This window comes from Pseudomonadota bacterium (genome assembly GCA_018817425.1).
Lineage (GTDB): Bacteria > Desulfobacterota > Desulfobacteria > Desulfobacterales > RPRI01 > RPRI01.
The window spans coordinates 130,008-141,997 of sequence record JAHITX010000096.1 but is presented as its reverse complement, the minus strand read 5'-3'; the positions used below and the strand labels follow the sequence as shown (position 1 = coordinate 141,997).

Annotated in this window: 10 protein-coding genes; 2 read left to right on the top strand and 8 right to left on the bottom strand. The window is 40.8% G+C overall.

Annotation, left to right across the window (positions count from 1 at the left end):
- Positions 1-177 precede the first annotated feature (177 nt).
- On the top strand, positions 178-747 hold the full coding sequence (locus KKC46_17045) for an MBL fold metallo-hydrolase (GenBank protein MBU1055508.1): 570 nt from the start codon (positions 178-180) through the stop codon (positions 745-747).
- Between the two features lie 9 nt (positions 748-756).
- Here KKC46_17045 and tsaA read toward each other — a convergent pair whose 3' ends face one another.
- From tsaA to KKC46_17005, 8 genes are all read right to left on the bottom strand, one after another.
- Positions 757-1,173: a tRNA (N6-threonylcarbamoyladenosine(37)-N6)-methyltransferase TrmO gene (tsaA, locus tag KKC46_17040; protein ID MBU1055507.1), complete on the bottom strand. Its 417-nt coding sequence runs from the start codon at positions 1,171-1,173 to the stop codon at positions 757-759.
- A 23-nt stretch (positions 1,174-1,196) separates the two neighbouring features.
- The gene (locus KKC46_17035; protein MBU1055506.1) at positions 1,197-2,768 is read right to left on the bottom strand and encodes an ankyrin repeat domain-containing protein; all 1,572 of its coding nucleotides are present in this window, start codon (positions 2,766-2,768) and stop codon (positions 1,197-1,199) included.
- A gap of 39 nt (positions 2,769-2,807) precedes the next feature.
- Positions 2,808-4,529, bottom strand: coding sequence for an APC family permease (locus KKC46_17030; GenBank protein MBU1055505.1), 1,722 nt, complete (start codon positions 4,527-4,529; stop codon positions 2,808-2,810).
- A gap of 101 nt (positions 4,530-4,630) precedes the next feature.
- Entirely contained in the window at positions 4,631-5,050 is a 420-nt protein-coding gene (locus KKC46_17025) for a DUF2721 domain-containing protein (protein ID MBU1055504.1), read from the bottom strand.
- A 168-nt stretch (positions 5,051-5,218) separates the two neighbouring features.
- The gene (locus KKC46_17020; GenBank protein ID MBU1055503.1) at positions 5,219-6,016 is read right to left on the bottom strand and encodes a zinc-dependent peptidase; all 798 of its coding nucleotides are present in this window, start codon (positions 6,014-6,016) and stop codon (positions 5,219-5,221) included.
- A gap of 16 nt (positions 6,017-6,032) precedes the next feature.
- The gene (locus KKC46_17015) at positions 6,033-7,100 is read right to left on the bottom strand and encodes a DUF362 domain-containing protein (GenBank protein MBU1055502.1); all 1,068 of its coding nucleotides are present in this window, start codon (positions 7,098-7,100) and stop codon (positions 6,033-6,035) included.
- Positions 7,101-7,194: 94 nt separating this feature from the next.
- Positions 7,195-9,012, bottom strand: a complete 1,818-nt coding sequence (locus KKC46_17010; protein ID MBU1055501.1) for a cation:proton antiporter — start codon at positions 9,010-9,012, stop codon at positions 7,195-7,197.
- A 246-nt stretch (positions 9,013-9,258) separates the two neighbouring features.
- Entirely contained in the window at positions 9,259-10,374 is a 1,116-nt protein-coding gene (locus tag KKC46_17005; protein ID MBU1055500.1) for a TIGR03790 family protein, read from the bottom strand.
- Between the two features lie 300 nt (positions 10,375-10,674).
- Between KKC46_17005 and KKC46_17000 the strand changes: the two genes are divergently transcribed.
- A complete protein-coding gene (locus KKC46_17000) occupies positions 10,675-11,958 on the top strand; it encodes a 3-deoxy-D-manno-octulosonic acid transferase (GenBank protein ID MBU1055499.1) in 1,284 nt (427 codons plus the stop codon).
- Positions 11,959-11,990 lie beyond the last annotated feature (32 nt).

The window sequence follows — 11,990 nt, the reverse complement described above, 5'->3', positions numbered from 1 at the left end:
TTAGGTCAGATTTGGCTGATCTGATTGAGCAAAACCGCAAATGTAGCGGGCTACGTTGAGGATTTTGCGATTGAAGATCAGTCAAAGATGGCTTGAAGATGGGATGCCAAAACGATGAGTTATTCATTTCCAGTTCCTAAGACAAACTAAATAAAATAACATTCAGGATAGAAAACAATGCTTAGAAAAATTTTGATTAAACCTTATATGTCAAATTGCTATATATTGGGTTGCGAAAAGACAAAGCAGGGTGTGATTATCGATCCGGGAGGAGAAGCATTAAGGATTGTAAAAGAAGTAACTAAATTAAGCCTTGATATTCGTTATATTCTTCTTACCCACTTTCACTTTGACCATACAACAGGCACACAGGAAGTAAAAAACATCACAAAAGCGCCGGTATTGGTACATGCTCTTGATGCCGGTGGTTTAAACTTCAAGCCGGACGGTTATATTTCGGATGGTCAGAATATTCCGGTTGGCAATTTCAATATAACCGTAATCCATGTACCAGGGCATTCTCCGGGTGGAGTGTGTTTTCATGCGCCTGGTGCGGTTTTTACCGGAGATGCTCTTTTTTCAAGTGGAGTTGGCCGTACCGACTTTGAGGGCGGCGACCATAATCTTCTTATTCAGGGTATTAAACAAAAGATACTTACACTTGGTGATGGGCTCAGAGTCTATCCGGGACATGGACCCCATAGTACCATAGGACGGGAGCGTACTATGAATTCTTTTTTTCGGTAAATTTAGACCCTATGAGTCTGCTGCTTTCGGTAGTACCGGCTTTATATCGATTACAGGCGTTCCGTCAATTGCTTCTATAGGTCCAACTTTTAATTTATTCCCGGAAATCTCAAGAACTCTTACTCTGTGCAAGCCAATTGGATTTGGCCTGTCAGGAGACCGTGTATTAAAGACTCCGGTTAGAGGCATGCTTCTGTCTCCACGCGGGTGCAGTTTAAATATATTCCGATTGGTTTTGTGAAGCCAGGTAATAACAATAATTTCACTGCCGGCAGCAATGCCTTCAAGTCCTTCTGCAAACGTTGAAATTACTTCTATCCATGCATCGGGTGCACCTTCTATCGCCTGGTGAGGCGCATCCTTGCGGGTGGTAAGGTTAGATTGTATAAAGCCAACAGGTTCGACCATATAGCCGGTTTCGATCATATATCTATTTTCCAATTTTACAGCTATAACTTTGCACCGGCTTTAATAAGCAGCTCTTTAACATCAGGATGTTCATTTTTGGAGGCAATCATTACAGCTGTCATATTATTATTATCTTTAGCATAGATATCGGCACCCTTTGTAAGCAGTTCCTTGACTACCTTAAGATGGCCACTCCAGGAGGCAGCCATCAGCGCGGTCAGGCCTTCTTTATCCCTGGCATTAATTTCAGCGCCTTTTCCCAGCAGCTCCTGCACAATCTCAAGGTGCCCATCAAAAGAAGCTGCCATCAATGCAGTAACATCTTCTTTGTCTCTGGCATTTATATCAGCACCTTTGGCCAGCAGTTCATGTGCAATATCACGATGTCCTTTTGAAGAAGCAAACATAAAAGCAGACCACCCTTCTGTATCCCTGGAATTGATATCAGCATCTTTTATCAACAGCTGCCGCACAATTTCAAGGTGACCTTTATCTGAAGCATATATCAATGGAGTTCTGCCATTATTAAACCTGGCATTTACATCAGCATCTTTTAACAGAAGAATTTTCACAATTTTACTATGACCATTTAAAGAAGCAGCCATCAGCGCAGTCAAGCCGCTATAATTTCCGGCATTGACATCAGCACCCTTTGTTAAAAGGTCCTGTACAATCTCAAGATGCCCCTTCTCTGAAGCATATATCAATGGAGTACCGCCACCTTTGTCCTTATCATTAACATTGGCACCCTTTGCCAACAATTCCTGAACAATCTCATGGCAGCCCTTCTCTGAACCATATATCAATGATGTTTTGTCATCTTTATCCTTATCCTTGATATCGGCACCTTTTGCCATCAGATCCTGCATAATATCAGAATGACCCATTGAAGCGGCAACCAAGATTGCAGTACTACCCACCTTGTTTTTGATATTTATATCAGCATCTTTTGCCAATAGATCCTGTACAATATTTCGATGACCTTTGTGAGAAGCATACATCAATGCAGTATTACCGGCTTTCTCCCTGGCATTTACCTCAACGTCTTGTTTTAATAACTCTTGTACTATCTCACGGGAACCTTTCATTGAAGCATACATCAATGCAGTACCTTCAACTTTATCCTTTGTATTTACTTTGGGACCATGTTTCAACAACTCCTGTACAGCTTCAAAAAAACCGTACTGTGATGCAAACATCAAAGGGGTTCTGCCGTCATTGCTTACGGCATTGGCATCCGCACCATTTGCCAGCAGCTCCTTTACTATCTTACTGTGGCCCCACAAAGAAGCATGTATCAATGCGGTCCAGCCATCTTTATTCTTGGCATTGACCTTAGCACCCTTTTTAAGCAGCTCCTGAACAATCTCATTGTTGCCAGCCCAGGAAGCCTGCATCAGCATTGTGCTACCGTCTTTGCCCTTTGCATTAACATCAGCTTTTTTTGAGATAAGCTGTTTAACCTCAGATAAGTTGCAGCTTCCTATTGCTTTGTACAAATCTTCGTTTACTCCGGCAAAAGCAACCATCGCCCACCACATTATAATGGCTATCACCGATATTACAGTTCTTGTTTTATAGCTCCTTAGCTGATTTTCCCTGAATAGCCCCATTGTTTCTCCTTTATCATGTTTGATAGTCGGGTATTTTTGTTAAATTATTAACCGCACCCCTCCCAGCTCTGCTATTTTATATGGAAAATGATCACCGGGAGAACCGATAAACATAAAATTTGGAGCAATATCCCATTTCTGCGAGAGTTTTTTGATTATTTCAGGACCAAATTCGCCGTACAGTTTTACAAAGTCTATTTTGATATCAGGATAAGCACGGTCAAGAACCTCTAAATCTCTTTCAAGGCCCGGTGTAAGAGCGCCGTCTTCAGGCAAAACAGTAACTATTTTTAATTTTCGCGTTTGTTCATTCTGGGTTACATAAATCATTACCTTGTTCAGGATAGCCACATTATCATCTTTCGTAAAAAATACAAATTCCTGGGCATTGATATCGCTTATCATCTTGAGCAAAGTTGCATTTCCAAGAGAAACAGCTTTTTGAATTTTATCTGAAATATGCTTAAATAAAGATAGCAAACCTTTAAGTATTGTTGTTCGATATAACATTATCGCAACAATACCCATGGTCGGTAGAAAATACTCCAGAAACACGGCAAGATAAGCGGGGTTCATAATGGCATTTCCCGCAAGTGCTGCAAGAACTGCTGTGATAGCTATAAAAAGAGCAATGGCGCCCGCCTTTTCCGGACGAGGTAAACGTGCGCGTTTCACTTTAAGCAAAATATTTCCGATACCAAATAATGCCATTACCGATAAAAATGAAATCGTATAAACACCTGCCAAAGCGCCTAACTTTCCTTTAGTAATCAACAAAATTGAGACGCAAAGAATAAAAAATGCAATCATAATGCGATAAGGAGTATTTCTTTTGTTCAGTTTAAGTAAAAACTGCGGCAGAGTCCTATCTAAGGTCATTCGCTGCATCAATCCACCAACACCTATATAAGATGTCAGCACTGCACCACTTAATACAAGCGCTGCATCTATTGAAATTACCCACGAAAGCCAGTTTCCGGCTGAAATACCACCCATATGAGCAAGCAGTGCTTCCTGATTTGCAGCAACTTCGGGAATAGGCACAATAGCAAGTGCAAGAAAAGCCGTTAGGGGATTGAAAATGCTGACCACAACCCACATATTGCGCAGAGTTTTCGGGAAAACTCCCGGAGCCTGTTCTTCCACATAATTGGCTGAACTTTCAAATCCGGAAATACCCAGCATAGCGGCAGAAAATCCGAAGAATAAAGCCATAGCCAACCCTCCCTCAACCGGGATACTGTAATTTGATTCAAGCACACTAAATCCATGCGTCTTGAGATATATACTACACGCAATAACCAGAACGGTAAGACATGACAGATGCGTAATGAATATTACGACTGCAACTCTGGAAGATTCGCCGATTCCTATGATAGTTAATAACATAAAGAATAACAGCAACACTATGGTTGCTTCCATAATTGGCAATTTATGCCATAGTGCATGCACATAATGCATTGCTTCACTGGCTGAGATAACTGCTGTAGCCATATACGAAAGAAGAGTTAAGGCTGCGGCAAGGGAAGCAACCGATTTACTTGTAGTGTTTAGCAGTGCATTATAAGCACCACCATTTAAAGGCAGGGCTCCTACAACCTCACCATATATCTTCCGGTAGAAATACAATACTCCTGCAACTATCAAAAGAGAAATCCATGCATATTTTCCTGCATATACTATTGATAAAGCAGAAACGTACAAACAGGATGAACTGATGTCATTTCCACATATGGCGGTTGCCGGCAATTCGCCGAGCATCACTGCATCAGCCGGAGCTTTAATCTCCATAGATTTGTGTTTCGAATGCTTTCCGGGATTTAGTTTATTATGATTTTTAACCATTTATTTATCTAATACCTTCAGTGATTATATTTACATGTACCTTTATTGTCTTTTTGCATGTCACTTAGCTCAAGATTCAATGCGTTTGCTGATAGCAATATTTCCTTAAAAGAGAAAAACAATGAAATCATCATAAGGATTAAGCTGATGCAAAATAATATTTCCCCTATAAGCGATTTACCTGCAAACAGAATAAATATACATAAAACACATAAAAAAAGGCTCGCAACACCAAATGCCTGCATCTTTTTTATCAGATATAAACGTATTCTTAAACTTTCAATCTGGCCGGCCAAAATGCAATCATGGTTTTCTTTATATTGAGAATGCAAAGTTCGAATACGTGCCCCAATAGTATTGAAACGATTCGTATATGCCACAAGCAAAAGTGAAATTGCCGGAAAAAGTAATGCCGGTGTAGTTAATGTAATTTCCATAATTCCTTTTTTGGGGTTTGTTTTTTGTCAAAGGCTTTGTGCAGACAACAAATAATTCTAATGTTCTATAAATCACAACATAAATCCGGGTTTTTTGTAAGGTAGCATATTTTAAATTAATTTCCAATAAATGAAAGATATTCTAAATTTCGGTGCTTGTTCCGGATGCTATTTGGTAAAGCAGGTGCGATTCACACGGCCTGCCGGATCCTGTCGGTAATAGTCGCTAAGGACGCGATAGAGATCAGGGGCGTGCTCCTTAAGTGCAACAGGGCGATCGAAGAACTCTTCAGTAGCCACAGCGAAAAACTCGGCCTCGTTTTTCGCACCGTAGGCATCGAGGAAAGTTTTATGGCCTTTTTCGGCGAGATTACGAAGTCGCAAGAATTCAGTAGAACATACGGCCACCCATTTAACTAACTGTTCGCGATCGGCAAAGGGCGGGGTACCGTCTGCAGCTCCATCAAGCATGTCTAACTTGTGAGCGAACTCATGATAAACAACATTATGCCCATGCTCGGGGTGGCGCGCTCCATGCAAGACAGCATCCCACACAAGAATTACCGGACCCTGAGTGAAGGCCTGGCCAAGCAGAGGAGCGGGGCTATCCACCGGGCTGTTTGCTATTTCGAAAAAGCCGGGACGCCGCTGCGGAGGCACAACGGTGGAGGGATAAACGAGAATTGACTGCGCGTTGTGATAGTAGTTGTGAGGAATTCCAAGTAGCAGCAGACATGCCTGGGCTGCAATAGTAATGCGTATTTCATCTGTAAGTTCAAGGCCACCGCATCCCTCCCAATACTTCTCTTTTATGAAGACCTGCATTAATGCACGCAGCTCGGTGCGTTCAGTTTCATCAAGCACACAATAATGAACCACGTTTGCGCGCATGAAGACCTCCCACTCAGTGGGGAATGGTTGCTTTCGTATTTTAGAACGGCGATAGTTTCTGAGCCAGTGGAACATAAGTGGATTTTTCCTTTTATATCAGAGCCATTGCCTTTTCGGGACAGATCTCCTGACAGCAAAAGCAAGTAATACAGATGCCAGTATCAGCCACAGGTAGGTTTTCTATCATTGAAAAAGCCGAAACCGGGCAATGATCTTTACAGGAGCCACACGCCGTACACAATTTGGGATCTGCCTGGGGTCTAAGCTGTGATTTGGTTTGCATTAATTTTTGAATAACCTGATTACCCAAAATAGCCTCACCGCCTAAGGGTGGAACTTTGAAATCAGGTAGAATTCGCATTTCGCCATCGATTTTAATCATTTTAGAATCAAAATCACCAAGGCCCATGGCTTTTGCTTTTTGGAGAAAACGCAGGCGGCCTGGATCAAGCCCCATCATTCTTGCAACCACTCCATCTAAAGCCACGGCATTATCGGCAGCCAGAATAAGGCCGATTTCTCTTAGCTCAGGCGAAGCCGGACCGTTTCCCTCCATGCCTACTACTGCATCCATAATAAAAAGATCCGGAATCCGCAGGCGAAAAACTTCAACAATAACATCATGAAACCGCTCCGGTGAGCCTGCAATTTGATGCAGCCTTGCTTTTTGTGCACCGGGAAGTATCCCATAGCTGTTTTTAATGGCCCCGGTTAAAACTGTAAGGCCATGGGTTTTAAATTTGGGTAAGCTGATAAAAATATCAGCGTCCATGATTTCTTTGGAAACTCCCACCTCAGGCATGAATTCAGGATTAAAAGTAAGGTTTTGAGTTGAGTTGCCAAGGTTCTTGTAATAACCTTTCGCAGCATCCATCAACCCTGTTTTTTCAAAACTGTTTTCATTGTCACCATAGTTATGCAGCCCCGGATTATCGCCTACCACAATAGAAGCCGGAGACATCTTTTCAACTTTTTCTACCACTGCCCGCAACAAAGATGGATGAGTAACAATATGTTCTTTTGCAGCAGACGACCGGAGTACATTGGGTTTTATTACAACTTTTTTATGGGCAATATCCTGGGGGAAAAGCTCGAATGCCCGATCAACTGCTTTTTTGCAAGTTTCATAAGATGCGGGGTGAATCATAACACGATGCATATTTTCTCCTTTTGCAAACCGTTTATTTTTCTTTTACCTTTTTCAGATCAATTTTTCATGACAAAATTGCCGCTTTTCTCAATGTCAGTTTGGGTCAATTGTTGACTCTTTTTTTATCATCCTTAACCGTATATAAATAAACTATTAACCACTTTGGCTTAGGGTCTACACGTTGACCTTCAGAATAAATCTGAACTTTCCCTTTGGGATCAATGGCGAAAAGTGGGATAGAAAATTGACCATGATTTTCAATAAAATCATTAAACCCAAAACGTTCCGTAAGGGTTGTTGTACGAATTTTTCCACCATTAGACAACGCAAAGGCCATGGAGGAATAGGTTAAATTTTTCCCGAAAAGTGTTTTTCCAAATCTTTGAATTGGCATTTTTAATCTTTCCGACACACTTTCCTGTGGTTCAGATTGAATAATAAATACATTGTTTCGCCCAAGCTCCATCCTGTAGTGCATAACTGCAGAAATATTTACACTCTCAGAGGGAGAAAGGGCTAACATTCGACCGATACCGATAAGATCTAAATGGCGGTCGGCATGCTCTGAAATTGGGTTGCCGAAATATGTCGCCAATCCTTCTTTTTTAGCCTTGGATATTTTTTCCCATTCGGGATCAACTAACAAGACGTTCATATTATTTTGAACTAAAACCTTAGCAATAGCCCGGGCCACAAGATTCGCACCAATAATGAGAAACCCTGCCGGTTCGGGCTCGGCTACCTTAAGCCACTGAGCAATAGGCCGTGCTGTGATGCTTTGCAGGAGAACAGTTACGATGATAACGGAGAAGGTGAGTGGAACAAGAAGGTGAGCATCGGAAAATCCGGCGTTTTCAAGCTGGACTGCAAACAGGGCTGATATTGCGGCTGCGATGATGCCGCGAGGAGCAATCCAGGCAAGAATGTGGCGCTCCGGCCATGTCAACTTCGATCGCATAGTGGACACCATGACATTAAGTGGGCGCGCAAGAAACTGGATGGCGATTAATATGAATACAACTCCCCAACCCAGGTTTTTTAATGATTGAATATCAAGACGTGCAGCCAACATAATAAAAAGAAGAGAAATCAATAATATACTGATGCTTTCTTTGAAATCAAGGATTCCTTCCAAATCTACATCTTTCATATTTGCCAGCCAAATCCCCATAATCGTAACCGTTACAAGGCCGGATTCTGTCTGAATAATGTTTGATATTATAAAGGTTGTAATTACGAGTGTTAGTGCTGTGACATTATGGAGAAACTCCGGTAACCAATGATATCTTATTGAGAGGCCGAAAAAATAACCACAGCAAATGCCTATTATCGTTCCAACAGAGATAATTTTCGCGAAGGTCAACATTGTGTGGGACCATGCAGTCTGTCCTCCGCTGGATATGATGAACTCATAAACCAGAACCGCGAGGGACGCGCCTATGGGGTCGATAATGATACCCTCCCACCGAAGTATATTTGAAACAGCTTGTGTTGGTCGAATGGTACGCAACATAGGTGCAATGACCGTAGGACCAGTCACCACCGTTATGGCCCCAAATAGAAACGATATTTCCCAGGACAGTCCGATAGCATAATGTGTCGCCAGGGCAGTGATAAGCCATGTGACAGCCATACCAAATGAAACCATGTTCCGAACAACGACCTCCAAACCTAGTATTTCTTTGAATCTAAGCGCCAGGCTTCCTTCAAAAAGAATGACTGCAACAGAAAGAGATACAAAGGGAAAAAAGAGATCTCCTAATATATTTTCAGGATTTAAAAGACCTAAAACCGGCCCTGCTATGATCCCTGTAAAGAGCAAGAAGATGATAGCAGGCAGTTTGACTCGCCATGCTATCCATTGGCATAAAATACATGCTGTAAGTATTCCGGCTATAATTGGCAAAACGTTAGCATTTATCATTAAAGTACTCCATAAAATCCGGTTGCTGAAGCAAAAAAGCATACCTAAAGCAACAGGTTCCGGAAGTAAATAATTCTTGTCGGCGCTTATAATACTACGGTCTGAAGTTACCTTAAAATTAAGATTTTTCAAGTGCCTTTTTGACCCGTTCAGGGGTCATAGGAAGCTGAAAAAACTTTGCGCCGGTGGCATCAAAAACTGCGGATACCAGTACCGCCACCATTCGTACATTGGAGAGCACGTTCATTCCCTGTTTTTAAACGGCTCATATAGTGGATCGCCGATAAGTACCATTCGCCAGGAAACAAATGGCTGACTCATAAAATAACTTTCCACCAGGGTCTTTTTTTCTTCAACCAGGTATTTGAAAAACAACTCAGGATCAGGAAATGCGTTAAGGTAAGGCTCTGCAACCGGCCCCAGCGTGGCGCAAACACCATGTTTTAGCATGTTTGGACACCAATAAGGTTTTGCCGGATTCTTGAGGCTCACACACTCAGAACTTGCTATATGGAAACCGACAGAGCCGGCATTCCACTTGAAAGCATCTACATATTTGGCCAGACTGTACCAACCGCAATAAAGTGCCGCATCGGGACACTGCCCCTTTTGAAAAAGATTTGACCGGGTATCCAAAACGACATCTTTCATTAGCCCGCTTTTTCTCACTATCTCCGAAGCCTTTCTTATGGAAAGATCGTATTTTTCGTAAGTGTTTAGGTCCTTGCCCAAAAGTGGATAACGGGCATCAAAGTATGCAATTCCCTTAAGACCATGTTTTTCAACGCGGAGCGCATCATCAATAATTCTTTTTGCTGTTTTGGCATCAGGGCCGTCAAGACGACTCACCATTAGAACATCGGAACGAAATTGTAAAATGTTGGCCTGATCATAACCGGTAAAATGAGGATTAGGAAGCCAACCTTCAAGTCTTAATTCTTTAATTCGTACAAAAGATATTTCCGAATCTACCGAGGCAAGCTCAGAAATTTCCGGTTTAGAACGCTTCTCCGGTTCCACTTTTAGAGGTATACCTGTCATTAAAACCAGACATTTGATTCTGCCTGAACAATCAGCACGCAACAAAAGTTTACGAACAGGATCTGCAATTTCTTTCTCATAAGTATTTCTTGAACAACGCTCCTTTAAGGTGCAAGAGATGGTAATAAGATTTGCAGGCGGAATTTTGCGGCCTTTCATGTAGTACTTTGCAAGTTCTACACTGGCTTTGCTCTTTAAATTTGCTATCACCACAACCTCTTTGGGTTCAAGTGCGATAGCTTTTGTGCTGATTCCCAAAATCAAAGCGAGAAGAACAAAACCTATGGAAAGCATGCGAATGCCCCTGCTTTTATGCATTGATGTTTATCTCCTGGTTGAGGTTAAACTTCCTATACTATCTCATTGATATTTCATTTTTGTGAATACTCTTAATGATATTTACCTGCCAAAATATTGTACCACCAAATACCTTTCCGACAAGTTTTTTATTATCATTAAAAAATTTACTTGCCAAGATTGGGAACCCCCAATAGAATCAAATGGAATTTTTTTAATCTGTTGATTCTGTCAGTAAACACACACGGCGGCTTTGGTAAATGTTGCCAAATATATTACCATAAAATCGGTAGCATACTAATTTATTGTTGAAAATATATTATGAAAAAATCATATAAAACGCATTTATTATACCAAATTATATATACAATAATTATTATCTGCGGCGCACCGTTTATCATGCTTTTTTCAATGCTGGGAAATAAAAGGATTACAGAAAGACTGGGTCTGTCACTTCCCAAAGAATCTCCAAAAGATAGCAGGATATGGATTCACGCTCTTTCTGTAGGTGAGGTTATTTCGGCTATACCCCTTATTGATGCGATAAAACTGGAATATCCCGGCAAAGAGATTGTTTTTTCGGTAACAACATCAAAAGGACTTTTGATTGCAAGAAAAGAGCTGAGCGATAAAGTTAAAATCTTACCTATGCCTCTTGATTTCTGGTGGAGCATTAACAGGATAAGAAATCATATCAATCCATATTTTTTCCTGCTTATTGAAACAGATATTTGGCCTGGTCTTTTAAATAATCTTTCGAAAAGAAATATAAAATGTTTTCTTGTAAACGGCCGTATTTCGCCGCGTACTTTCAAAGCATACAAGAGATTATCTTTTTTTATCAAACCCGTTTTCGATAAATTTGCATTATGTATGATGCAATCGGAACATGACTCAAAAAGGCTTATTGAAACAGGCATTGATAAAAATAAAATTATAACTACAGGAAATATTAAATTCGACAGGCAATGGGTCCCGATGCAGACACAGGAACGGGATGAATGGTTTAAGAAATTATCTCTATCTGCAAAAGATGACATATGGGTTGCAGGAAGTATTCACAAAGAAGAAGATAAAATAATACTAAATGTTTTCTCAAGGCTTTTACCCCAATTTCCCGGTCTGCGCCTTATTCTTGCTCCCAGAAATATAGAAGAATCAGGCACAATACTTAAAATTGCTCAGGAGATGGCCATAAAAAGTATTCTGAAAACTGATTTACTTAACAACAAAGAACCTTACAAAATTTTGATTTTAAATACTATAGGAGAATTAAACAGAATCTACGGTATTGGCAAAATTGCTTATATCGGCGGAAGCATGGTTCCTCTAGGAGGCCATAACCCGCTTGAACCTGCAAGTTTTGGATGCCCGGTGCTTTTTGGCCCTTATATGCATAATTTTGTTCTTATGTCCGATCTTATATTAAAAGATAAAGGTGCCATTCAGGTGAATAACGAAACCGAACTTTTTGAAAACATAAAAAAGCTTCTTGAAGATTCCGGTTTTTGTGGCAAAATAGGGGAAAACTCTAAAAAGTTTGTTAATAAACACCAGGGAGCGATAAAAGAAGCATTAAGGCATATTAAAGAACATGTTAATTAATAAGGATAGAAAATATAGCCAAAATTCCGGGA

Bases quoted from the DNA above. Each gene is read 5' to 3' on its own strand.
- KKC46_17030 (MBU1055505.1), bottom strand. From the start codon at position 4,529: ATGCTCGGCGAATTGCCGGCAACCGCCATATGTGGAAATGACATCAGT.
- KKC46_17020 (MBU1055503.1), bottom strand. From the start codon at position 6,016: ATGTTCCACTGGCTCAGAAACTATCGCCGTTCTAAAATACGAAAGCAA.
- KKC46_17035 (MBU1055506.1), bottom strand. From the start codon at position 2,768: ATGGGGCTATTCAGGGAAAATCAGCTAAGGAGCTATAAAACAAGAACT.
- KKC46_17025 (MBU1055504.1), bottom strand. From the start codon at position 5,050: ATGGAAATTACATTAACTACACCGGCATTACTTTTTCCGGCAATTTCA.
- KKC46_17000 (MBU1055499.1), top strand. From the start codon at position 10,675: ATGAAAAAATCATATAAAACGCATTTATTATACCAAATTATATATACA.
- KKC46_17045 (MBU1055508.1), top strand. From the start codon at position 178: ATGCTTAGAAAAATTTTGATTAAACCTTATATGTCAAATTGCTATATA.
- tsaA (MBU1055507.1), bottom strand. From the start codon at position 1,173: ATGATCGAAACCGGCTATATGGTCGAACCTGTTGGCTTTATACAATCT.
- KKC46_17005 (MBU1055500.1), bottom strand. From the start codon at position 10,374: ATGCATAAAAGCAGGGGCATTCGCATGCTTTCCATAGGTTTTGTTCTT.
- KKC46_17015 (MBU1055502.1), bottom strand. From the start codon at position 7,100: ATGCATCGTGTTATGATTCACCCCGCATCTTATGAAACTTGCAAAAAA.